The sequence below is a fragment of the Roseibaca sp. Y0-43 genome, assembly GCF_020667835.1.
In the GTDB taxonomy this organism is placed as follows: domain Bacteria; phylum Pseudomonadota; class Alphaproteobacteria; order Rhodobacterales; family Rhodobacteraceae; genus Roseinatronobacter.
In genome coordinates, this window is the sequence record NZ_JAFMPR010000002.1 from 329,141 (window position 1) to 353,509 (window position 24,369).

Genomic DNA, 24,369 nt, shown 5'->3' on the forward strand with positions numbered 1-24,369 from the left:
TGGATCGCAAGGGAGAAGAGCCTTGGACTTTGCAGAGATCATCGCGGTATTGGCCGCACTGACCGGAGACCCTGTCGACCCCGAGCAGCATTTCGGTGCTGTGGCCACGGGCGGCCATGATGCCTCCGCGCCCGTCGCGATCAAGGCCTGTCCTCAGCCCATCGGCATCGGTGAAATCGAGGGGGAAACCCTTATCTGCGGCACGGTCAGTGTTCCCGAGGACCACGATGCGCCGGAAGGCAGGCGGTTAGAGCTTCTGTTCACCGTGATGAAATCGCATTCCGAAGTGCCAGAGCCGGACCCGCTTCTGTATCTCCATGGCGGTCCGGGAATGGGCAACATGAACGGCATCGCGGGATTGGCGCAGTATTTCGACGGTTGGCGGCAGACGCGCGACGTCATCACCTTCGATCAACGCGCAGCCGGTCTGTCCACCGGCGACGCGGCCTGTTCCGGTGTCATCAACGAGAATATCCGCTCGGTCTTGACGCTGAGTGCCGGGCAGGCAGAAGTGTCGGCCTGTGTCGCGGAACTGCGTAATTCCGGCATCACGCTTCAGCACTACAATACGCTTCAGAATGCCCGCGACGTGCCGATCGTCATAGGGACGCTCGGTTATGACAACTACAATATCATCGGCATTTCCTACGGTTCGAAACTTGCGCTGGAGGTGATGCGCAGCGCGCCGGAGGGGGTGCGGTCCGTCGTCCTCGATGGCGTGGCACCGCCGTGGCTGCCGCTCTATAACACGCTGGCCGTTCCGATGAATGACTCCATCGTGCGTCTTGTCGAAGACTGCGCCGCCGACAAGGACTGTGCTTCCGCCTATCCCGATTTGGGGCAGATGCTGACAGATACACTCGATGCCGCCGCCGAAGGGCGACTGGTGCACGGGGCCAGCGGCACAGTGCTTGGCCCCGAGGTGGTGCTCGACATGTTCGCGCAGCGCGCGGATGGCAGCCGCATCGGAAATCCGAGCATCACCCCCTTCATGCCCGCCATGATCTACGAATTCGCGCGGATGGTGGAAGACCCGGATGTCGCGACACCGACGCTTGATCGGCTTAGCAACGGCGGTTGGGTGCTGCCAAGGGACAGGGTCGCCGATCTGCGCGGGGCCGCGCAGGTCACGAGCGGCGAAAGCGAGACGCTGCTCGAACTGGCGATCGCGCAGGCAGAGCGCGTCCGCGATACGGACCAAGAGTTGCAGACCACCATCCGGGCGCTCCGTGATGCCCTGCGGCGCGAACGCGATTACACGCCCCTTGCGGGTATTCTTGATGGCGAATTGTCCCGTGCAAGCGGCGCGAACTTTGCCGACCGGGAACGTGTGGCCGCGTTCGCAAACGATGTTGCGGCGCTGATCTCCGGGCAAAGAGCGCGCGCGCCTTTGGTCGGCTTCATCGCGGAAACCTATGAAGGCCCGACCGCCGCCCGGCTGCTGGCCTTGGTGGACGCGATGAGCGACGCCGAAATCGCGAGCTTCTTCGAATCCGCCGCACGATCACTGGAGACGACGGTTTTCAAATTCGTCACCACGACCGATCTCTGGATCTATGCCTGTCAAGAGGACGTTCCGTTCAATTCGATGGAGGGTTATCAGGCAACCACGGCGGCGCTGGACTACCCGCAACTCGGCGCGATCTGGACCAGCAATGCGGGCCTTTTGCTTCTTGGCGTCTGCCCGATGTTCGACCAGTTTCCGCGCGAAAGGTTCCAGGAAGTCGTTGAAAGCGACATCCCTACGCTGAGCCTTGGCGGGACTTGGGACACACAGACATCGTTCAACTGGGCCATCGAGGCCACCCGCGGGCTGAGCAACGCGCAAGCCTTCGCTTTTCCAGAGGCGGGCCACGGTGCGGTCCTTTATTCGAAATGCGTGCGCGACATGGCGGTGTCCTTCACGGGCAACCCGAACCGGCGCTTCGATCCTGAAACCTGTCAGACGGGTGTCATTCCGCCCTTTCACATCGCGGAATGGGTCGATCAGGCAGGGTCAGACGAATGAGCAAGCATGTCGAGATCCTTCTGTCCCCTATGCCTAGAGCTTTCGCGCCACCGAGCGATGTGGGCCATGTGCGGTGTAAAAGTGAACCATGCACCACGTTTCCCTGTGTGATTTAACCCTACAAAGCAAGACTTTTGGTGTGGGCGATGCTTGGTCAGACGCAGTAGTGTGCCGGGCCAAGTGACGCAGTGTAAAGATTGCTGACCTCGATGGTTTCCGCAAGACCGCAGCTTGCTCTACTGGTCAGACATGACAGGGTCGGGATAAAGCAACGGTTGCCTCTGTCTTTGAACTAACTTTTCCATCACGTCCCGGACAAAAAAGTGATCCTCATTGATGTCAGAGCTGCGATCCCCAACGGGGGTGCTCATCGTCCACGAAAAAGGGTGGGCGTGTCGGCGCTCGCCCTTGAGATGGGGGTGATCAAGCGGCAGGTTGTCGTGGGTGTGCTCAAGGATCTCAGGATCCTCCTTCGGCCAGAGGCGCAGCGCGGTGAGCGCACCGGCACCCGCCAGCGCGGCAAGGCACCCGAGGGCCACGACCGGCCCGAACTGCGTCATTAGCCAGCCCGAAAGCGGATAGGTCACGAGCCAGCAGGCATGGCTGAGCGCGAACTGGGCCGCGAAGAGCGCGGGGCGGTCCTCGGCATGGGCCGAGCGGCGCAGAAGGCGGCCAGACGGGGTGAGGACAGCCGAGTAGCCGACCCCGACCAGCAGCGAGGCGCTGAACAGGAAGGGCCAGTCAAGGCCGAGGGCCGCGACCTCGGCGGCCAAGACCAGCAGGGACAGGACCATAACTGCGGCGCCCGCGACCATCACCGGCCTGTCGGGCACGCGGTCTAGCAGTCGCGGTAAGACAAGCGCTGCCAGCATCGAGCCCGCGCCGAAGGCGAACATCGTCCAGGCCAGCGCGCTATCGTTGAGGCCCAATGTGCCGCGCACCAGCACCACGGAGTTGACCAGCACCATCGCGCCTGCGGCTGCCGCGGCGAGGTTCAGCGCCAGTAGCCCCCGCAGGCGCGGCGTCGCGAGGTAGATGCGGACGCCGCGTGTCGTGCGGTCGTAGATGCCGCGCGGCTCGGACGGCTTCGGGCTTGGCAGCATGACCGATACCACCAATAGCGCCGAGGCTATGAAGCCCGCCACCGTGCCGAGGAACAGGGGGTTGTAGCTCATCAGGGCGAGCAGAAGCGCCGCCAACATCGGGCTGACAATGTTTTCCAGATCGTAGGCCAGCCGCGAGAGCGACAGCGCGCGCGTGTAGCGCGCCTCCTCCGGCAGCACGTCCGGGATCGTCGCCTGAAAGGTCGGCGTGAAAGCGGCCGAGGCCGATTGCAGCAAGAAGATCAGGACGTAGACTTGCCAGACCTCGGTGACGAAGGGCAGGCAGAGTGCCGCGCCCGCGCGCACCACGTCGAGCCCGACGAGGTACGCGCGGCGGTTGACTCGGTCCGCAAAGGCCCTGGCGACGGGCGCGATGCCGACATAGGCCACCATCTTGATGGTGAAGACCGTGCCCAGCACCATTGCCGCCCCGTCGCCCGCGAGGTCATAGGCCAGCAGGCCAAGGGCCACCGTCGCCATGCCAGTGCCCAACAGGGCTACGACCTGCGCAAGGAACAGGTGGCGGTAGGTGCGGTCAGAAAGGATTTCCAGCATGATACCTGCTATAGATACCGGGCGATGGACCTGAGTTCGGCCCGGTCCGCTTCCGAATGCTCCGTGTCCAGACAGTGTTCCATATGGTCATGGATCAGGGCCCGCTTTGCATTGACGACAGCTTTCTCGACGGCATGAAGCTGCTGTGCGATCTCAATACAGGGTTTTCCAGCCTCAATCATCGCGATAACGGCACGAAGATGCCCATCGGCGCGTTTGAGCCGTGCAACAAGGGCTGGATGGGTTGAATGAACATGGTGTTTCGTCATAGTAAATTTGTATCCCCCTAGGGGGATCAAAACAAGATGGTGCCACCCGCGCACCGCGACCGCGCAAAGCAGGATAATCTGATGCGGTCAGGGCGGAACTTCGCAAAGCAGCTACTGGCGGCCTTTCTGTGCCTGTCGCTGCTGGGCTGGTGCGTTGTTCCAAGCATGTCACATGTGCCACGCGTCGCTCAAACCCTTGAACATCATGCCCAGATGATCGCAGATCACGGGCATTCTCACGGGTTCGAAGAAGACCTTCTATGGGCGATGCACGGGCATGACCATGACGCGGTCGACCATGACCACAATCCTGCCCTGGCTGTCGCAGTGGCATCGGGCAGCGCGTGGCCATCAACAAAGGACATCTGGCGTTTGCGCGGCTCTGAACCCGGTCCGCATCACAAGTTTCGGATAGATCGACCTCCACGTGTCTGATCGCCGCTGCGCCTTGGCGCGGCTTTCTCGATCAAATCAACACGAACGGAGTCCCTTCAATGAGTTTCAACTCACAAGGCATTCATGCGCTTGCCTCGCGCCGCATGACCGCCATCCTTCTGTCAGCCCTTGCGCTCTACGCCTCAAGCGTGGCGCAGCTGCTCGCCCATGACGTCACCCCCGGTGACGCGGGCTACATCCAGGAAATCTGGGGGGTGCATGTCATCTCTTTCATCTATCTCGGCGCCAAGCACATGGTGACGGGATACGACCACATCCTGTTCCTTCTGGGCGTCGTGTTCTTCCTCTACCGGATGAAGGACGTGGCCATCTATGTCAGCATCTTCGCCGTCGGACATTCGGTGACGATGCTGGCCGGCGTCTGGTGGGGATGGGGCATCAATTCCTACATCATCGACGCCATCATAGGCCTTTCGGTCGTCTACAAGGCGCTCGACAACCTCGGCGCCTATCGCAAGTGGTTCGGGTTACAGCCAAACACCAAGGCCGCGACGCTGATCTTCGGCCTCTTCCACGGCACCGGCCTCGCCTCGAAGATCATCGAATACGACATCTCCGAGGATGGTCTTTTGTGGAACCTGCTGGCGTTCAACGTTGGCGTCGAGGTCGGCCAGATCCTCGTGCTCTTCGCGATCCTCGTCGTGATGGGCTACTGGCGCCGCTCCGAGCGGTTCATGAACCAGGCCTTCGTCGCCAACTTCATCATGGTGGGCCTCGGCATCTGGCTCACCGTCTACCAGATCAACGGCTTCCTTGCGGCCGCATAAGGAGAATTCGATATGCAACTCATCGAGAGAATGCGTGACACGATGCAATTGACCGCGGAGAAGCCCGATCCGGCGCTCCTGCCGACACCTCGCCAACTGCGGCGCTCGACTATGGCCGCCGTGATCGGCGCGGCCTTCATCGGGGTCGGCGTCTACCTGCCGGCCGAATACGGGATCGATCCGACCGGCGTGGGCAATGTCCTCGGCCTGACCGAGATGGGCGAGATCAAGCAGCAGCTCGCCCGCGAGGCGGCGGCGGATGAGGCGGTCCATGGCGGCGGCGAGCAGTCGTCAAGCCTCATGGACGACATCTTCGGCCTCTTCGTCGGTGCGCCCCATGCGCAGGACGCCTGGACCGACACTGTCACCTTCACGCTGGCACCGGACACGTTCACAGAGGTCAAGATGGTGATGGCCGAAGGCGATATCCTCGAATACTCGTGGGTCGCTGAAGGCGGTCGGGTCAACTTCGACCTGCACGCTCATGGCGACGACCAGTCGGTGGACTACGACCGCGGCCGCGGCGCGACCGACGGCACAGGCAGCATCGAGGCACCCTTCCCCGTCGAACACGGCTGGTTCTGGCGCAACCGTGACGATTCCGACGTGACCATCACGCTTCAGCTGCGCGGCAACTACAGCGAGATCGTTCGCAGCGAGTGAGACAATGCGCCTGCGGGAGACCGCAGGCGCTTTGCCTAAGCCCGAGCGTGATCGGGTTTCAGCGTTCCAGAACGCCGTGCACGGATGTTTTGCGAGCCATCGCAGAAACGGCGAGAGACCACGGAATCACGCGATCAAAACACGCATACGGGCCACCCAAAAAAACGCGTAACTCTTTGCAATACCGAAATAATCTTCGCCCTCTGTCATGGGCGCAATGGACAGGCACGCCGCCTTCGTGGTCGCGATCCTTGGCGTGAAATTCTCTCCATCGGGGCACGGGTTGCGAAAGGCCCGCCTGCGTAGAGCACTGCCATTCGGGCCGGAGACTATCCCCTGCCCCGTGGTGCAAAAAATGAGGGGCGGACCGTTTGCGACCGTGCGCGGCAGACCCCATGATTTGTCAAACGCCTTTTAGTCAAAGCAGAGCACATGCTAGGATTGTGGCCTTCAACTATTTGTAGACAGGCTGTCATGGCGGGCTTACGCTGCGTCAACCCCTGACTGCGGCTTGCGCCGATGTAGAGGAGACCCGTCAATGAAGGTGCAATTCTCTCTTGCAGTGACTGAACGGGGAAAGCCGCCATTGACGCAGCTTTCGGCCCAGCTGCTTGGGCCGCGCGGCGATAGGCTTATTCACGAAACGGCAATTGGTCAAAACGGAACCGCCAAGCTGGTTGTCGACCTGCCCGACCGCACGAAGCAATTGCGTTTGCGGATCGTGGAAATGGAGAGCGGCACAGTGCGCTTCACCTCGCCCGCGACACAATTGGCGCAGCTGAAAGATCATTACGAGATAGAGATCGGCAAGGGGGGCGACACGACCGAACGCCCGCCGTCACGGGGCGAAGTGTCGTTCAGGATCGTTGTGAAAGATCAACGCGGTCAGCCTGTGCCGGGGCTGCTCCTGCGGGTCGCGGCAGGCGGCGACGAAGTCTTCTCGGGGCAAGTTGACAACAAGGGTGTCGCGCAGATCACCTTTCCGGCCGGGCCCGATATCGTTGCGGCCGAACTGCGCCACAGCGGCGCGGTCATCGCGCGCAACAGTCGCCCGGTCGGAGAGCTTGGCAAATGGTGGGTCATCGAAGTCGAGCGCAACCTGGACCAGCCCGGCCCGCCTGAACCCGTGCCGGGCGGCGGCGACGGCCAGACGCCCGGTGGAAATGACACGCCCTCGCCCGTCGACCGGCCCGGCCCGGCGATGCGTCTGCGCGGTCGGATCGAACATGCCCGCAGCCTACGGGCCGCCGTTCGCGACGAAGCGGCGGGCGAAATCCGCGAGCGCAAGCGCCGCTTGCGGCGGGGGCGCGCGCTGGCCGAAGGGGTGTTGGGCAAACGCCCCCGGCGCAAGCTGGCGGGCGATCTTGGCTTTGTCCCCGCCGGTCAAGACCCGCGCCCGCGCCAAGATGCGGTGATCGAGGCCACCGCGGCCGCGATAGGCGCGCGAAGCAAGCGCGGTGTGCTCATGCGTTCGGGCACCTTGAGCGCATATCGGCTGAGACAAGGGTCGCGGCTGGACAACACCCTGTTCCGCCAGATTTTTGACCGGCAGGGGCCGCGCGCGTTCCAACCGCCGAATTTCGAGCAAATCCTGCGCGATTGCGCGGCACGGACCTTGGCCCAACCGCCGGACCCCAAGCCCGACCCCATCCCCGACACGGTCGCGCCGCCCCCGGAACCTCTGTCGCTTCAGGCCCGCATCGCCGGTGTTCTGGACGCAGCCCTTGGCACCACAGAACGCCGCCCGACCGCGTCTGACCTAACCGCAAGCCTGAGCATCGACCTGCCTTCTGGCCCCGCCGATGTCGACGCCTTTCACGATTTCCACAGCATTCAGGTGGCCTGGCAAGATACGTGGACCGCAGTTGTCGATGATCGGATGAAAGACCGCATGAAAGAGCTGTATGAGCTGATCGTCGAGGTGGTCGACCCGGAAGAGGTCGAGGCCGATCTGTCCGAGATCGACGAGCTTCATGCGATGTTGGACACCTTGGCCGACGAAGTGACGGCGGCTTCGCAGACGCTGGGCGCGCATACGTTCACCCCGCCCGAAGGGATCAGCGGGTGGGTGCCGCAGGTGGCAGCCTTGTGGCGCTGGCTGACCGAGAATGAGCAGGATTACGTCCTGCTTCAGAAAGAGCTCGAAACCTACATGGCGGGCGATCCCGATCTTTTCATGGGGGTCTTCGTGAAGCTGGGCAAGCTGTTTCCCGGCTACCCGTCTGGCTGGGTGCCCGAAACGCTGCCCCTGAGCACGTTTCAAGCCTTGCCAAACCTGTTCAAGGACCGCGCAGAGGCGTTTGTCGATCTGGACGACGCCCGCGCGCGCAAAGAGGCCGGGACCGGCACCTACGCGACCAATGCGGCCTCGCGTCTGGGCCGCGCAGAGCGCCTGATCGGCGAGTTGAAAGAAAGCCTGGTCGAACCCTACCAATTCGATGTCTTTGCGCCGGGATCGTATAATTTCGGCACGCTTGCGACCTATCGGCAGCGCTGGCGGCCATTGGCCTATCAAGTGGGCGATCTTGCCGGGTCGATCCCGCTCGCCCCCGGCGAAAAACGCTCGGTCAAGGTCGAGCGCAAGGTCACACGCAAGGACAGCACCCAGCGCTCTCGGCAACGCCTGTCCGAATCCAGCCGCGAGACCGAAGAGAAGCGCCGCGCCGAGGGCGAGATCACCCAAGAGGTCAAGCGTGCCCTGTCGGCGGGCGGCGAGGTCAGCGGCGGCGGCGAGATCGGCGTGGTGTCCGTCAACGCCTCGGCGAATTTCGACGCAAGCCAGGATAGCGCGTCGCAGGCCACCAAGAAAGAAATCCGTGAGATCACGACGAAGGTCGCGCAGAAATATCGCGATGAGCGCAAGGTCGAGGTGAAAAGCGAAACCTCTTACGAGAGCACCTATTCCGAAACGCGCGAGATCTCGAACCCAAATGACGAGCTGACAGTCACCTACCTGTTTTACGAATTGCAACGGCGCTACGAGGTGGCCGAACGCCTGCATGACCTGCAACCGATTATCCTTGTGGCCTATGACATGCCGCAACCGTCCGAGATTACCGAAGCCTGGCTTATCAAGCATGACTGGATCATCCGCGATGCCCTGCTGGATGACAGTTTCGCCGCCGCCTTGGGCTATCTGGGGCAGACTTTCGCGGGCGATGAGGTCGCGGTCGAGATCCTCGAGCAGCAATGGAAAGCGCAGTTGCAGATCGTGGCCGATCTGCGCGCGCAAGGGGCGGCGCATCAGGATCTGCGCGATGCCGCAAGGCTCGCGGTGCAGGATGCGGTTACGGCGGTCGGCTATGCCGAGGCCGGCGAGGCCTATACACGCGGCGGCATTGGCCGTTCCCTTGGGGAACGCATCTATGCCGCAGAAGGCGAGATCGCCGATGCCCAGGCCGAAAACGCCCGCGCCTCTCTGGATTGGGCCGAGGCCGATCTGGCCCGGATCGAGGCCACCGCGCGCGAGGCAGTCACGGCACTGGAGCGCGCCACCGCGGTCTATGTTGCCGCAGTCGAGGCGCGGCTGAACCGCCGCGTCCAGATCGACCGCCTGATCTTGCATGTGAAAGAAAATATCTTCCACTACATGCAGGCGATCTGGATGCGCGAACATCCCGATGCGCGCTATTTGCGGCTGTATGACATGGACATTCAATGGCCGGGTGCGCGCGCGGGAACGGTAGTCGAGACCGGGCGCGAATGGGTGCCCGGACCGTTGGACAATGTCGCATGGCCCCCTTTCATCCCGAAACCCGAAGAGATGACGGGCGGTTGGGTCGAATTCGCGACCCCGCGCTTTCGGGAAACGCGCAAGCTGCACGAGATTGCGAATTTGCAGCGCCCGCTGGCTTTCAGGGGGAACCTCGCGGTCTTTCCGCTGACCGAGCACAATGCCCTGACGACATGGTTGGCGCAGGACTTTCTTGACGGCGAATTCGGGCTGTTCGACCCGGACCCGCTGGCCCGCTTGCCCACGGCGACAGAAGCGCTGGAAATCGCCGAATGCGCATGGAAAAATCCCGGCCTGACAGATGCGGGGCGCGAGAAGGTGACAGAATGGCTGATGGACGCGCTTGCGGTTGCGCATCGCGTCTCGACAGAGATTGTCGTGCCAACGGGAGAGTTGTTCATCGAGGCGCTTCCGGGGGCGCATCCGCTGCTGGAGGATTTCAAACTGCGCCACCGCGCGATGGATGCCGCCGCCGCCGGGGTCGGTGTGCGCGCCAGCCAGCTTGACCTGATCCGCCGCGCCATGCGCCTGGAGGCCGAAGACACAAGCGATCCCGACATAGACCGGCATATCCGGGTGGATGGGTCCGGCGTGGGCATAACGGTCGCAGACGGCGACTGAGATGGGCGGCACATTCGTCGAGCCGTTCCTGCCACCCGCCCAAAGCCGGGGCACCGAGCCTGAAAGCTATTTCAGCCCCCAGGCTTGGATCGACTATGTCACCGGGCTTTTTCACAACACGCCGCATCTGATCGACGGTGTGATGTCGGGGCTTGTGTTCGGCAAACCGATCCTGAAGGACGGCAAGGAAATTGGGCGCGCCCCCGGCCTGATGCCCGCCGATACCGAGACATTCAGCCGCCGGTTCGAAAACGCGGTCTGGATGCAAACCGCGCCACTCACCCGCCCACATATCCTGTTCCCAGCCATCGCACAGGGGCTATGGAATGAAATCAAAGGCTTGTGGGACATGATCTGGAACGCGCGCGCCCTGTTCGGCATGATCCGCGACGGGATTGCGGCCATCGCGGCGGATATGCGCAAGGCGTTTGCCTTGGGCGAAGCGGTTGGCGGCGGGCTGGTCGAGAAGATGGCCCGCGCCGCCGAAGGGCCATTCGACGGATTCGTGCAGGCCACGGGCGAGCTGATCGGCTCGCTTCTGCCGGATCTGATCGCTGCGTTCTTCACCGGCGGCGGCTATACCGCGCTGAAGGGCGGCGCACGGGTGGGCGCGCGGGTGGCCAAGCAATCGCTCGATATGGCAACCGAACTGGCCCGACGCGGTGGAAAACAACTGGACGAGATGGGCCAGGCCGTTGCCGAAGCGCTGGTGCGTGGACCAGAGCTTGCCATGCCCGGACCCGGCGGCACCCTTTCGCCAAACGCGGTGTTTTCCGAAGTCGCGCAGGGCACGGCAAATCGCGGCACCCGCATGGCCCCCAAAGGCGGCGGCGGGCCTGCGCCCGCGCCATCGTCCGCCTCGCCCGCAACCGGCGGCCCGGCCGCCCCCGGCAAGGCGCTGGCAGGCGGTCTAGGTTCTGGCGCGGCGGGCAAGGCTGGACGCAGCGCCGCCGCCGCCGCGCTGGAGCGCGCCGCCACTCAGGCCAGACGCGCGATGCAGGCCGCCCGGCGCGGTGACACGCATGCACGGCCCCGACCCGAGGGCTGGGTGCCGGACCCGACCTTCTCGACCCCGCCCATGCGGGGCGCGTGGCTGGACCAGATCATGCAGACGACCGTTCTGCCGCCGGGACTGGCCGATCTGCGGCTGCTTCTGTCCGACATGACCCGCGCCGCCGGAACCGGCGGTGTGCATTATATCGAAGCTGTCGTGCTGAAAGCGGTTACGCGCGACCATGCGCCGAAAGGTCTTGAAATCGGGCGCAGGGTAATCGCGACCCATTCCACCGCGATCTTGCAAAAGCGCCCCAAGATCACCAGCGGCAACAACGCGGGCAAACCCATCCCGCGCAATGCCATGCCCGAGTATAACAAGGACATATACTGGGCAGATCGGCGCAGATGGCAGCGCGAGATGATGGCCGAGCTGGAAATCCTGACCAAGGCCACCGCGCCAGAGCTTTTGCCCGATCTGCGACGGCGTTGGCAGGCGCTTCACTCGCTGGGTCCGGGTGCGGGCGATGAGCTGGCCTTGGGCATGGGGCTGGGCGCCGATTGGATCAACACGATGATACAGGCCGGAGGTTTTCGCAACGCGCGCCGGGGTATCGCCAACCGCACGGACGCACGCGCGGGCGTGGCCGCGCACGCCCCGGAAATGGTCGGTCGCCAGATCGACGGCTACGGTGCCGAAGGGTTCTATCTGGACCTGATGCGCACGGTTGAAGGCGGCGTCAAATCGGGACGCTTCCCGCCCGGCACGAAAGTGCATCTGGATACCTTCACCGAAAGCTGGGGGGATGAGCTGTTGGAAAGCGCGCTTTTCGCGATCGCGCGCGAGCGGAACCTACGGTTGAAACCGCAGGATTTCCTGCGCTCGGCCGAGTATCGCGCGCGTCTTGTCCATCCCGATGGCGACCGCTTTCGCGCGATCCCCGGAAGTGCTGTCGCGATCCGGCTGGACCTGGCACCGCCGCCGTATTTCGAAAAGGTGACGGTGTCCAATCTGGCCGATGATCTTGGACTGCTTGGCGGACCTGTGACGGATACTCTGTGGCGGGCAGATTTCACCGGCAACTAGGCGCAGAGGCTTTGCCACGTTATGCCGTGGGTCACGCGTGCAGCGAACGGACCCTTGTTTCAGATCAGCACCTTCGCGCCGGAATTACGTCTGCAAGACCGATTTCAGCGCCGGATAAAGCGCGCGATAGGCCGCAAGGCGTTGCGTCTGCGCCTCGGACATCGGGATGGGGTGGAAGGTGCGGGCGGGCGCGGGCTTGGCGAACACCTGTGCCGCGTTCCCACCATCCGCCACCTGCGCCAGACGCGCGGCCCCCAAGGCGGGGCCAACCTCGCCGCCTTGCACCCGCGTCAGGGTGCAGCCGGTGGCATCGGCGATCATCTGCATAAGGAAATCGCTGCGCGTGCCGCCGCCGATGGCCATCAACCGGGCAGGTCGCGTGCCCGAAGCCGAAAGCGCGGCCAGCGCATCGGCAAAGGTGAAGGCCACGGCCTCGACCACGGCGCGCATCAGGCTGCCCTGGCTGGTGCGCTCGTCCATGAACGCGAACCCCGCGCGGATGGACGCATCGCCATGCGGCGTGCGCTCGCCCGTCAGGTAGGGCAGGAACAGGGGGCCGACGGGGGCGGCCTCTGCCTCTGTCAACAGATCCGCGATGGGGCGGCGGACAAGCTCTGCAAACCATGCAAGCGGGCGCGCGCCGTTCAGCATGGCCGCCATCTGGAACCATCGGTCGGGCAAGGTATGGGCATAGGCGTGCAGGCGGTGTTCGATATTCGGGCGGTAGCTGTCGGTGGTCACGAACAACTGCCCCGAGGTGCCGAGAGAGATGAAGCCGTCGCCATCGTTGACCGCGCCAATGCCCACCGCGCCCGCCGCCGCATCGCCCGCGCCCGTGGCCACGGGGATGCCCGCGGGCAGGCCGAGGTCTGCGGCGACGTCGGGCCGAAGCGCGCCCGCCACCTCTGCCCCGTGGCGGATGCGCGGCAACCAGCCCGGTTGGGTGGCCGAGACGGTGCACAACCGATCCGACCAGCCGCGCGTGGATTGATCCAGCCAGCCCGTGCCTGCCGCATCGGACGGGTCTGTCACAAGCGCGCCATGCAGGCGAAAGCCGATGTAATCCTTGGGCAAAAGCACATGGGCGATGCGCGCGTGCAGCGCGGGTTCATGGCGCGCGACCCACAAAAGCTTTGGCGCGGTAAAGCCCGGCATGGGCGGCGCGCCCGACAAAAGCCCCGCTTGCGGTTCGGCTTCGCTGATCGCGTCGCATTCGACACTGGCGCGCCCGTCATTCCACAAAATCGCGGGGCGGATGGGGGTTTTGTCGCGATCCAGCAGCACCGCGCCGTGCATTTGCCCCGACAGGCCGATCGCACGCAATCGGGCGCGCAGGTCGGCGGGCAAATCGGCGCAGGCGCGGATGACGCCCGCCCACCAATCGGCAGGGTTCTGTTCGCTGGCCCCGGCAAAGGGGTGCTGCGCGGCAAGCGGCGCCGTGGCGGTGGCCACCAGATTGCCCTGCGTGTCGATCACGCAGGCCTTGACCGCCGAGGTTCCCAGATCAATCCCCAGATACATGCCCTATCCTATCCGACCGTGATTGCCCGTCGAGGCAGGGGTCACATATCCGCCGTATAAAGCGCAAGGGCCGCGCGCGCGCCGTCTTGCCAGATCAGGTCCAGCCATTGGGTGAAGGCGCGCGCGAAGCGCGGCTCTTGGGCCAAACCGCCATAGATGGCCTGCTGCTCCAGCCAGGCGGCGGGGCGGCTGCGGGCAAGCTGTGCTTGCGCGCGCAGCGCGTCCCATTGCGGGTCGTTCGGCTCGATTTCTGACCCATCCTCGCGGGTGCCCGCGCACATGCGCGCCCAGAGCGCTTCGACCAGCGCAAGGCCCGACAGGCGGGCATCGGCAACAAGCGCATCACGCAGGATGGGCAGCACGAAGCCCGGATGCCGCGACGATCCGTCAAAGGCCACGCGGCGCGTGGTGTCGCGGATGGCGGGGTTGGAAAAGCGCCGCTCGATCAGGTGCATGTAGTCCATCGGCTGCATATCGGGCACGGGCGCGACATGGGGCACGATTTCCGTCGCCTCGACCTTGCGCCAGAAGGCCAGAACATCGGCGTCGGCCATGCAATCGGCGATGGTCACCAGCCCCAGCAAGTCGCCCGCATTGGCCAGCACCTGGTGGCCCGCGTTCAGGATGCGGATCTTCATCGCCTCGTAGTCGTGCACGCGGTCGGTGAAGGTTGCACCGACCCGGTCCCAATCGGGGCGGCCTGCGCAGAACTTGTCCTCGATCACCCATTGGCGAAAGTTTTCATGCGTGACGGGGGCTGCATCGTCTATGCCAAAGGCGCGCGCGGCGGCGATTTCAGCCGCGCCCGTCGCGGGCACGATGCAATCCACCATGGAATTGGGGAAGGTGCAGTTTTGCGCGATCCAGTCAGCCAAGGCCGGGTCCGAAAGCCGCGCCAGCCCCAGAACCGTGTCGCGGGTGATGTCGCCATTGCCGCGCAGGTTGTCGCAGCTTTGCACGGTGAATGGCCCCACCCCCGCCGCGCGCCGCAGCCGCAGCGCGGCCACGATGGCCCCGAACGCGGTGCGGGGCGCTTCCGGGTTGGCCGCATCATGGACGATGTCTGGGCTTGTCGGGTCGAAACTGCCGGTGGCCGGGTTCACGAAATAACCCCCCTCGGTCACGGTCAAAGACACGATGCGGATAGCCGGGTCCGCCATTTGCGCGATGAGAGCGGCATTTTCCGCCTCGACCGGCAGAAAGCCAATCATGGACCCGCAAATCTCGGCGCTTGTGCCATCAGGGCGCAGCTCGATCAGGGTTGTCAGGCAATCCTGCGCCAGAAGCTTCTCGCGCATGACCGCGTCGCCCGCGCGCACGCCCGCGCCGATAATGGCCCAATCCTGCGCTGCCCCCTGCTGCATCAAGCGGTGCAGATACCACGCCTGATGCGCGCGGTGGAAATTGCCCATCCCGATATGCACGATCCCCGGCGTCAGCCTGTCGCGCGCGTAAGACGGGCGCAGAACGGTTGCGGGAATGTCGCCCAAGGTGGCGTTGCGCAATTGGACAGGTGTTTTCGTCATCAGCTCATCCATTGTCCGCCATCCACGTTATAGGTTTGTGCGACGATGTAACGGGCCTCGTCGCTGGCCAGGAACACCGCCATGCCGGTCAAATCTTCGGCCACGCCCATGCGCCCAAAGGGCACGGCTGCGCCGACTTCAGCCTTTTTCTGGCCCGGTGACTTGTTTTCATACTTGGCAAAGAACGCATCGACGCCGTCCCAATGCTCGCCATCGACCACGCCCGGCGAAATGGCGTTCACGTTAATGCCGTGGCGGATCAGGTTCAGGCCCGCCGATTGCGTCAGGCTGATGATCGCGGCCTTGGTCGCGCAGTAGACGGCGACCAGCGGCTCGCCCCGGCGTCCGGCTTGGCTGGCCATGTTAATGATGCGGCCTTGCACGCCCGCGTCGATCATATGGCGCGCGACGGCTTGCAAGGTGAAGAGCGTGCCCGCCACGTTGATGTCAAAGCAGCGCGCGTAATCCTCGCGCGTGATCTCGACAATGGGCGCGGCGGTGAAGATGGCGGCGTTATTCACCAAGATGTCGATCTGCCCGAAAGCCGCGACTGTCGCCGCGACGCCCGCGTCGATGCTGTCTTGGCGGGTCACATCCATGTCGACCGCGATAGCGTTCGGCCCCAGATCGGCGGCGGCCTGACGGGCGCGGGCAATGTCGATATCGGCAATCGCCACGCGCGCGCCTTCGGCGACATAGGCGCGGGCGAAAGCCAGCCCGATGCCCCGCGCGGCCCCGGTAATCAGGGCGTTTTTGCCGGCCAGCCGTGTCATGCGATGCGCAGGCCTTTAGCGTCAAAGCGGTGGATCTGGTCCGCGCGCGGGGCAAGGCTGACCTTGTCCCCATGGCGCAGGCCGATTTCGCCCGTGGCGCGCACGGTCACGACCTCTGCCAGACCGGTGCCATGGACATGCAGGAAGGTGTCGGACCCCAGATGTTCGGCCACGCCGACGGTGCCCTGCCACGGGCCGCTTTCCACCACGTCGATATGTTCGGGGCGGATGCCGATGGTGGTGGCGTTGTGCTGGCTGGCGGCGTTGCCGTCGATAAGGTTCATCTTGGGGCTGCCGATAAAGCCCGCCACGAACAGGTTGCGCGGCGCGTGATACAGTTCCAGCGGGCTGCCGACCTGTTCGATATGGCCCGCGCGCAGAACCACGATCTTGTCGGCCATGGTCATGGCTTCGACCTGATCATGTGTCACATAGATCATGGTGGTTTTCAGCCGCTCATGCAGTTCGCTGATTTCCAGCCGCATCCCCACCCGCAAGGCTGCGTCAAGGTTCGACAGCGGCTCGTCGAACAGGAACGCCGCCGGTTCGCGCACGATGGCGCGGCCAATGGCCACGCGCTGCCGTTGACCGCCCGAAAGCTGGCCGGGACGGCGATCCAGGTAGTCGGTCAGGTTGAGCGCCTTGGCGGCGGCCTCGATCCGGCGGTTCTGCTCGTCTTGCGGAATGCCCGCCATGCGCATGGGGAACGCGATGTTCTTGCGCACCGACATATGCGGGTAAAGCGCATAAGACTGGAACACCATCGCCAGACCGCGCTTTGCGGGCGGCGTGTTAGAGGCATCCACCCCGTCGATGCGGATGGTGCCCGAGGTGATGTCCTCCAGCCCCGCGATCAGCCGCAGAAGGGTGGATTTGCCGCAACCAGAGGGGCCGACGAAGACGCAGAATTCACCGTCCTCAATCGTCAGGTCCAGGGGCGGGATGACATTCACATCGCCGAAGCTTTTCGTGACCTTTTCAAGCGTGATCTGTCCCATAAGAGGTCTCCTTACTTCACCGCGCCGAAGGTCAGGCCGCGAACGAGTTGCTTCTGGCTGAACCAGCCAAGGATGAGGATGGGCGCGATGGCCATGGTCGAGGCCGCGCTGAGTTTGGCGAAGAACAGGCCTTCGGGGCTGGAATAGCTGGCGATGAAGGCCGTCAGTGGCGCTGCATCGACCGCGGTCAGGTTCAGCGTCCAGAAGGCTTCGTTCCACGCAAGGATGAAGTTCAACAGCACGGTCGAGGCGATGCCGGGCACGGCCATCGGCGTCAGGATATAGAGGATCTCTTCCTTCAGGCTGGCCCCGTCCATGCGCGCGGCTTCCAGAATCTCGCCCGGAATTTCGCGGAAATAGGTATACAGCATCCAGACGATGATCGGCAGGTTGATGAGCATCAGGATCACCACCAGCGCCAAGCGATTGTCGAGCACGCCCAGCTCGATGCAGATGAGGTAGATCGGGTAGAGCACTCCGACCGCCGGCAGCATCTTGGTCGAGAGCATCCATAGCAGGATGTCCTTGGTCCGCTTGGACGGCACAAAGGCCATGGACCACGCGGCGGGCACCGCGATCAGGATGCCCAGCAGCGTCGAGCCGCCCGCGATGATGACCGAATTCCACAGGAACCGCATGTAGTTCGAGCGCTCTTGAACCACGGCATAGTTTTCCAACGTCCAGTCGAAATTCAGAAACAGCGGCGGGTTGGCAATGGCCTCTGCCTCTGTCTTGAACGAGGTCAGGATCGTCCAGAGGATCGGGAAGAAGATCACAAGCCCGATGATCCAGGCGATCGTGGTGTTCAGCACCTTGCGCTGGGTGGTGACGGCGCGGGCCATGTCAGCTCCTCCCGCCCCGGACCTGATCCGGGGCCTTGTGGTTGGCGTGGTAGGCTTGGCAAGCCGCAAGGCCCCGGGTCAAGCCCGGGGCACGGGGCGCAATGGGCTTACGCATCGAGGTTCTTCCCGACAATGCGCATCAGGAACAGCGCGACGATATTGGCAAGGATGATCGCATAGACCCCGCCCGCGCTGCCCAGGCCCACATTCTGGCTTTCCAGAACGCGCTGGTAGATCAGGTAGGTCAGCGTCCGGGTGCCGAAAGCGCCGCCGGTGGTGACGAAAATCTCGGCGAAAATCGACAGCAGGAAAATCGTCTGGATCAGCACCACGATGGTGATCGCACGCGCCAGATGCGGCAGGATGATCTCTGCAAAGCGGCGCAGGGGCGGCGCGCCGTCCATCTCGGCGGCCTCTAGCTGCTCGCTGTCAAGCGACTGCACGGCGGTCAGCAAGATGAGCGTGGCAAAGGGCAGCCATTGCCAGGACACGATCAGGATGATCGAGAAGGTCGGCACATCACTGAGCCACACCACCGGATCGGCCCCGAAGGCGCGCCACAGATGCGACAGAAGGCCATTGGTGGGGTCCATGAACATGTTCTTCCACACCAGCGCCGACACCGTGGGCATGACGAAGAAGGGCGCGATGACAAGGATACGCACAACCCCTTGCCCCCACATCGGCTGGTCCAGCAGCAGCGCCAGCAAGATGCCCAGCACAACCGTTATCAGAAGGATACCGCCGACGATGAACAGCGTTGTCTGCACCGAGGGCCAGAACGCGCTGGACGAGATGAAGCGCACGAAATTGTCGAACCCCACGAAGCCCTGATCGCCGCCGCGCAGCGGCAGGTATTGCCGGAACGAGAACCACAGCGTCATCGACAGGGGCACCAGCATCCAGACCAGAAGCACGAACACGGCCGGGGCCATCATGATGCGCGCGGCGGTGCGGGAATGTTGGGTCGCCATGGCAAAATCCTCCCTGTGGCGGGCCTTGGACCCGTCCGCGTCACGGTAGCATGATTTCGGGGGTCAAGGGTGGTGGAAGGCGGAAAGGCCCGCCTTCCACGTTCGCGAGGGGTCGCTTAGCGGTAGCCCGCAGCTTCCATCGCTTCATTGGTGATCGCCTGCGCCTTTTCAAGCGCTTCCTCGACACTCTGCTGACCGGCATAGGCGGCGGCGAATTCCTGGCTGACCTCTGTCGCGATACCGGCAAATTCCGGGATGGCGGCGAACTGGATGCCGACATAGGGAACCGGGTCCACGGTCGGGTTGTTCGGGTCAGCGGCAAGGATCGAGTCGAGCGTCATCTGCGCGAAGGGCACGCTGATGTAGTTCGGGTTCTCGTAAAGCGAGGTGCGCGCGCCCGGCGGCACGTTGGCCCAGCCCTCATTCTCTGCCACCAGCTCGATATAGTCCTTCGAGGTCGCCCATTCGATGAACTGCTTTGCAGCATCCGCTTTCTGCGTGCCTGCCGGAATGGCCAGCGCCCAAGCCCACAGCCAGTTCGAGCGCTTCTCGACGCCTTCGCTGTTCGGGGCCAGCGCAAAGCCCACGCTGTCGGCCACCTCGCTGTCATTGGGGTTGGTCACGAAGGATGCGGCCACGGTCGCGTCAATCCACATGCCGCACAGGCCTTGCTGGAACAGCGACAGGTTTTCGTTGAAGCCGTTGGTCTCGTAGCCGTCGGGGCCATAGTCGTTCATCAGGTTGACGTAGAAATTCAGCGCCTCGGCCCATTGCGGCTGGTCGAACTGCGCGTTCCACTCTTCGTCGAACCAGCGCGCCCCGAAAGAGTTGCCGGTCACGGTGATGAAGGCACCGCCTTCGCCCCAGCCGGGCTTGCCGCGCAGGCAGATGCCGTTCACGCCGTTTTCCGGGTCATCCATGGCCGCCGCCGCTTCGCGGATGAACTGCCACGTGGGGGCTTCGGGCATTTCCAGACCGGCGGCTTCCATCAGGTCGGTGCGATACATGACCATAGAGCTTTCGCCGTAGAACGGGGCCGCATAAAGCGTGCCGTCATGGCTCAGGCCACCGCGCATGGCGGGCAGGATGTCGTCCACGTCATAGTCGGCGGACAGGTCGTCCAGAGGCACCAGCCAGCCATTCGCGCCCCAGATCGGGGTTTCGTACATGCCGATGGTCATGATGTCGAACTGGCCACCCTTGGTGGTGATATCGGTCGTCACGCGCTGGCGCAGAACGTTCTCTTCCAGCGTCACCCACTCAACCCCGATGCCGGTTTCGGCGGTGAATTGATCGGTGTAGCCCTGCATACGGATCATGTCGCCATTGTTCACGGTGGCGATGGTGATCGTGGTGTCCTGGGCGAATGCAGCCGTGCTGCACAGCGTCAGCGCCGTGGTGGCGCAGAGAATGCGCTTCAAAGACATCCGGTATCCTCCCTGATTGGATGTAATACCGGTGTTCTACGGCATACCTAAATACGCGTCAATCTTATTTTTTACGCGCGATAACTTTTAAGCCGACTTCCGCATGACCAAAGACCCGTTGAACAAGGTCGAGCGCTTGACCGCCGGGCGCTCGCCCGAGGCGATGATGGTCAAAAGCTGATCCAGGCTGGACCCCGCGATCTGGTCGTAATCCTGCGACACGGTGGTCAGCGACGGGCAGGTAAAGCGGGAAAACGGGTGGTCGTCATGGCCCGCCACGCGCAGGGCGCAGCCCTCGCCCACCCCCACGCGCAACCCGCTTTCATAGGCCGCCGCGAGAAAGCCGATGGCCAAGCGGTCATTGCTGCAAAACACGGTATTGGTGGGCAGGCGGCGCTCGGCAATCAGGCGCATGGCTTCGCGATGCGCGATTTCTTCAAATGCCCAGCCGGTGCCCTCGACAGCCAGGATCATCGGCTCATACCCTGCCGCCCGCATGGCCGCTTCATAGGCGGCACGGCGTTTGTTGGCGTTGGGGTTGGGCGCGCGCGCCATCTCGAACAGCACCGGCGCCTCGCCCGAGCGGCACAGATATTCCACCATCAAACCAGTGCTTTGCGCGTGATCGGTGCCGAACATCGCATCGCCCACGCCCTCGACATCATAGTCGAACAGCACCGTGGCCACGTCTTGGGTAAACTCCTCGATCGCGTCGCGCTGCGACCGCCGCCCCAGTGCTGCCAGCAACACGCCCGCCGGACGAATCCCGCGCAAGCTTTCAAGATTTTCAATCTCGCGCTTGGGGTCGCCATGCGAGCTGAGCACGATCGGGTTGAAGCCCGCGCTGCTGCACAAGATTTCCAGATTCCGCCCGACCTCGGCAAAAAACGGGTCGGCGAGATAGGGCACCACGATGCCGATATTGCGCGTCGATTGCCGGTTCTGGTTGATCGCGTAGACATTGGGCGTGTAGTCATAGCGCTCCAGCGCCTGCTCTATCCGGGCGCGGGTCGTGGCGCGCACGGATTGCGGATCGTTGAAAAACTTGGACAAGGTCGGGCGCGAAATGCCGCTGACAGAGGCAAGCTCCTCCATCGTCTTGACTTTTTCCTGCCGCATGGGTCAGCTCCAAAAACTTTACGCGCGATAATCAACATGATGGACAGGCGGCAGCACGCTGTCAACGTCCGGACACGCAGCCCCGTTCTGCACGCAATTCCCGCGTTTTCCACAGCTAATTTCGGCCCCGCCCAAAAAACGCTTTACAGAATCTTGCTTTGCCGACACCATATCTAGTAAGCGCTCACAGAGGCGTTCAAACAATTAGCGGTTAGCACTGTCGCTTGTGGAACACGCACAAGTCACGACGGAAATGCGAGGCGGACATGTCAGCGGCGGAACTTTACCTCTCGAATGACGATATCCACCCCATCGACATGGTCGAAACGCTGGCCACCCATCATGACTGGGATTTCGACCGCCTGGCCGAGGACCAGATCGCCATGGTGGTCGAAGGCCAATGGCGCAGCTACAGCCTGTCGCTGGCGCTTGCGCCGGGTGGCGACGTGTTGCGCCTGATCTGCACCTTCGAGATGGACCCGCCCGAAGCCGCCATGCCCGCGCTTTACGAGGCGCTCAGCCGTGCCAATGACATGGTTTGGGCGGGCTCGTTCAGCTATTGGGAAGCGCAACGCCTGATGGTCTGGCGCTACGGCCTGCTTCTGTCGGACGAACAACCGGCGGGCATTGACCAGATCGACCGGATGCTGCGTTCTGCCATCACGGCGGCGGAACGGTTTTACCCCGCGTTTCAATTGGTTGCTTGGGCCGGGCATAGCCCCGAGGCGGCGCTGGACCTTGCGCTTGCCGACGCGGTCGGGCGCGCCTGATCCCCTCTTGAACCCGGTTCGCCGCGCGCGCATGATGCGCTTGCAACAACCGGGGTGAGCTAATGCAAGACATCAACGCGCGCGGCCTTGTCCTGCTGGGATGCGGCAAGATGGGATCTGCCATGTTGGCGGGCTGGCTGGCCCAAGGGGTGGAACCCGGCGCGGTGCATGTGATTGACCCCGCGCCCTCGGACTGGCTGCGTGGCACGGGCGTGCAGATCAACAGCGGCCTGCCGCCCGCGCCTGCCGTGGCGATTCTGGCGGTCAAGCCGCAGATGATGGGCACCGCCCTGCCCCAACTGGCCGCGTTGGGCGATGGCGACACGCTCTTCGTGTCTATCGCGGCGGGCACAACGCTGGCGAAACTGGCCGATATGCTCGGCCCGCAAAGCCCCATCATCCGCGCCATGCCGAACACGCCCGCAGCCGTGGGCGCAGGCATTACCGCCATGATCGGCAACGCGCATGTGACGGCGGAACACCTGGAACAAGCGCAGCGGCTGCTATCCGCCGTGGGCGCGGTTGTCACGCTAGAGGATGAGGGCCAGATGGACGCCGTCACGGGCCTGTCCGGGTCCGGCCCCGCCTATGTGTTCCACCTGATAGAGGCCATGGCCGCCGCTGGCGAAACGCAGGGTTTGGCCCCCGAACTGGCGATGCAGCTGGCCCGCGCCACCGTCATCGGCGCGGCGCGGCTGGCAGAGGGCAGCGACGCCAGCGCCGCGACCCTGCGCCAGAACGTGACCAGCCCCAATGGCACCACCGCCGCCGCCCTGGCCGTGCTGATGGATGACGCGGACGGCCTGCCGCCCCTGATGGCGCGCGCGATCGCGGCCGCGACCGCCCGGTCGAAGGAACTGGCCGAATGACCATTACCTACGACGATTTCCTGAAGGTCGACATCCGCGTGGGCCGCGTGACCCGCGCCGAACCCTTTCCAGAGGCGCGCAAGCCCGCGATCAAGCTGTGGATAGATTTCGGGGCAGAGATCGGCGAGAAGAAATCCTCGGCCCAGATTACCGCGCATTACGACCCGCAGGCGCTGATCGGGCGGCAGGTCATGGCCGTGGTTAATTTTCCACCCCGCCAGATCGGCCCCTTCATGTCCGAAGTGCTGGTGCTGGGCGCGGCGGATGACGCGGGCAATATCTCGCTTATCGCGCCCGACCACCCCGTGCCTTTGGGCGCAAGAATGCACTAAACTGGGACCATGGCAGAGCTTTACATCACCCGCCCCCTTCCCGACCGCGTGCTGGCGCGTGCACGCGAGCGTTTCAACGTCACCTTGCGCGAGCAGACGACGCCCCTGAAAAAGGGCGAGATGCGCGCGGCGCTGGTCCTGTATGACGTGGTGCTGCCGACCTTGGGCGACATGTTCAGTGCCGAGGTGTTCGAGGGCATGGAAAGCGCGCGCTGCAAGCTTCTGGCCAATTTCGGCGTGGGCTATAACCATATCGACGTGGCCGCCGCGAAAGCGATGGGCATTGCCGTTACCAACACGCCCGGCGCCGTGACAGAGGCCACCGCCGATATTGCCCTGATGCTGATGCTGATGACCGCGCGCCGCGCGGGCGAAGGCGAGCGGCTGGTGCGCGCGGGCAAATGGCAGGGCTGGCACCCGACGCAGATGCTGGGGCTGCATCTGGGGGGCAAGACCTGCGGGATCATTGGCATGGGCCGGATCGGTCAGGCGATTGCGCGGCGCGCGCATTACGGGCTGGGGATGAAGGTGGTCTATCACAACCGTTCACCCAAAGCCTTGGACATGCCCGCCACGCAGATGGACAGCCTGACCGATGTGATGGCCGCGTCTGACGTGGTCGTGCTGGCCGTGCCCGGCGGCGCAGAGACCCGCCACCTGATCGGGGCCAAGGCGCTGGCGGCCATGCGCCCCCATGCGCATCTGGTCAATATCGCGCGCGGCGATGTGGTGGACGAGGACGCGCTGATCGCCGCGCTGCAAGCGGGCCAGATCGCGGGTGCGGGGCTGGACGTGTATGAATTTGAGCCCAAAGTGCCCGACGCCTTGCGCGCCATGGAAAACGTGGTGCTGCTGCCGCATCTGGGCACGGCGGCGCTGGATGTCCGCGAAGAGATGGGGCTGATGGCCGTCGAAAACGCCATCGCGCATCTGGACGGGCAGCCCCTGCTGAACCCGGTCTGA

18 protein-coding genes and 1 pseudogene are annotated in these 24,369 nt (G+C 63.9%); 9 read left to right on the forward strand and 10 right to left on the reverse strand.

Annotated features, from left to right (window positions below; genetic code table 11):
* Nucleotides 1-22 precede the first annotated feature (22 nt).
* Nucleotides 23-2,008, forward strand: a complete 1,986-nt coding sequence (locus J1C52_RS03895; RefSeq protein WP_227426611.1) for an alpha/beta hydrolase — start codon at nt 23-25, stop codon at nt 2,006-2,008.
* A gap of 339 nt (nt 2,009-2,347) precedes the next feature.
* Here the strand turns inward: J1C52_RS03895 and J1C52_RS03900 are convergent.
* Nucleotides 2,348-3,666, reverse strand: a pseudogene (locus J1C52_RS03900) (MFS transporter).
* A gap of 8 nt (nt 3,667-3,674) precedes the next feature.
* Nucleotides 3,675-3,935 (reverse strand): metal-sensing transcriptional repressor, encoded by a 261-nt coding sequence (locus J1C52_RS03905; protein WP_227426612.1) that lies wholly within the window; start codon nt 3,933-3,935, stop codon nt 3,675-3,677.
* A gap of 494 nt (nt 3,936-4,429) precedes the next feature.
* Here J1C52_RS03905 and J1C52_RS03910 point away from each other — a divergent pair, with 494 nt between their 5' ends.
* The 4 genes from J1C52_RS03910 to J1C52_RS03925 all read left to right on the forward strand — a co-directional run bounded on the left by J1C52_RS03910 (nt 4,430) and on the right by J1C52_RS03925 (nt 12,255).
* Nucleotides 4,430-5,158, forward strand: a complete 729-nt coding sequence (locus J1C52_RS03910; RefSeq protein ID WP_370633224.1) for a HupE/UreJ family protein — start codon at nt 4,430-4,432, stop codon at nt 5,156-5,158.
* A gap of 12 nt (nt 5,159-5,170) precedes the next feature.
* The gene (locus tag J1C52_RS03915) at nt 5,171-5,821 is read left to right on the forward strand and encodes a transmembrane anchor protein (protein ID WP_227426613.1); all 651 of its coding nucleotides are present in this window, start codon (nt 5,171-5,173) and stop codon (nt 5,819-5,821) included.
* 586 nt (nt 5,822-6,407) lie between these two features.
* Entirely contained in the window at nt 6,408-10,175 is a 3,768-nt protein-coding gene (locus J1C52_RS03920; protein WP_227426614.1) for a hypothetical protein, read from the forward strand.
* 1 nt (nt 10,176) lies between these two features.
* Nucleotides 10,177-12,255 (forward strand): hypothetical protein, encoded by a 2,079-nt coding sequence (locus tag J1C52_RS03925; protein WP_227426615.1) that lies wholly within the window; start codon nt 10,177-10,179, stop codon nt 12,253-12,255.
* 84 nt (nt 12,256-12,339) lie between these two features.
* Here the strand turns inward: J1C52_RS03925 and xylB are convergent, their stop codons facing one another.
* From xylB to J1C52_RS03965, 8 genes are all read right to left on the reverse strand, one after another.
* Entirely contained in the window at nt 12,340-13,776 is a 1,437-nt protein-coding gene (gene xylB / locus J1C52_RS03930) for a xylulokinase (RefSeq protein ID WP_227426616.1), read from the reverse strand.
* A 41-nt stretch (nt 13,777-13,817) separates the two neighbouring features.
* Nucleotides 13,818-15,302, reverse strand: coding sequence for a mannitol dehydrogenase family protein (locus J1C52_RS03935; protein WP_227426617.1), 1,485 nt, complete (start codon nt 15,300-15,302; stop codon nt 13,818-13,820).
* Complete coding sequence (locus J1C52_RS03940) at nt 15,302-16,075, reverse strand: L-iditol 2-dehydrogenase (protein WP_227426618.1); 774 nt, start codon at nt 16,073-16,075, stop codon at nt 15,302-15,304. Before J1C52_RS03940 ends, J1C52_RS03935 begins: the two co-directional genes overlap by 1 nt.
* Complete coding sequence (locus J1C52_RS03945) at nt 16,072-17,073, reverse strand: ABC transporter ATP-binding protein (protein WP_227426619.1); 1,002 nt, start codon at nt 17,071-17,073, stop codon at nt 16,072-16,074. Before J1C52_RS03945 ends, J1C52_RS03940 begins: the two co-directional genes overlap by 4 nt.
* Nucleotides 17,074-17,084: 11 nt before the next feature.
* Entirely contained in the window at nt 17,085-17,915 is an 831-nt protein-coding gene (locus tag J1C52_RS03950; RefSeq protein WP_227426620.1) for a carbohydrate ABC transporter permease, read from the reverse strand.
* A 107-nt stretch (nt 17,916-18,022) separates the two neighbouring features.
* On the reverse strand, nt 18,023-18,889 hold the full coding sequence (locus J1C52_RS03955; RefSeq protein ID WP_227426621.1) for a carbohydrate ABC transporter permease: 867 nt from the start codon (nt 18,887-18,889) through the stop codon (nt 18,023-18,025).
* A 116-nt stretch (nt 18,890-19,005) separates the two neighbouring features.
* The gene (locus tag J1C52_RS03960) at nt 19,006-20,316 is read right to left on the reverse strand and encodes an ABC transporter substrate-binding protein (protein WP_227426622.1); all 1,311 of its coding nucleotides are present in this window, start codon (nt 20,314-20,316) and stop codon (nt 19,006-19,008) included.
* 87 nt (nt 20,317-20,403) lie between these two features.
* A complete protein-coding gene (locus tag J1C52_RS03965; RefSeq protein ID WP_227426623.1) occupies nt 20,404-21,435 on the reverse strand; it encodes a LacI family DNA-binding transcriptional regulator in 1,032 nt (343 codons plus the stop codon).
* Between the two features lie 266 nt (nt 21,436-21,701).
* On the opposite strand from J1C52_RS03965, the gene J1C52_RS03970 reads away from it, so the two are divergent.
* The 4 genes from J1C52_RS03970 to J1C52_RS03985 all read left to right on the forward strand — a co-directional run bounded on the left by J1C52_RS03970 (nt 21,702) and on the right by J1C52_RS03985 (nt 24,369).
* Nucleotides 21,702-22,205: a YbjN domain-containing protein gene (locus J1C52_RS03970; RefSeq protein WP_227426624.1), complete on the forward strand. Its 504-nt coding sequence runs from the start codon at nt 21,702-21,704 to the stop codon at nt 22,203-22,205.
* 62 nt (nt 22,206-22,267) lie between these two features.
* Nucleotides 22,268-23,074 carry a pyrroline-5-carboxylate reductase gene (gene proC / locus J1C52_RS03975; protein ID WP_227426625.1) on the forward strand — a complete coding sequence of 269 codons (807 nt, stop codon included), beginning with the start codon at nt 22,268-22,270 and terminating at the stop codon, nt 23,072-23,074.
* On the forward strand, nt 23,071-23,406 hold the full coding sequence (locus tag J1C52_RS03980) for a tRNA-binding protein (protein ID WP_227426626.1): 336 nt from the start codon (nt 23,071-23,073) through the stop codon (nt 23,404-23,406). The genes proC and J1C52_RS03980 overlap by 4 nt, the downstream gene beginning before the upstream one ends.
* A 9-nt stretch (nt 23,407-23,415) precedes the next feature.
* A complete protein-coding gene (locus J1C52_RS03985; protein WP_227426627.1) occupies nt 23,416-24,369 on the forward strand; it encodes a 2-hydroxyacid dehydrogenase in 954 nt (317 codons plus the stop codon).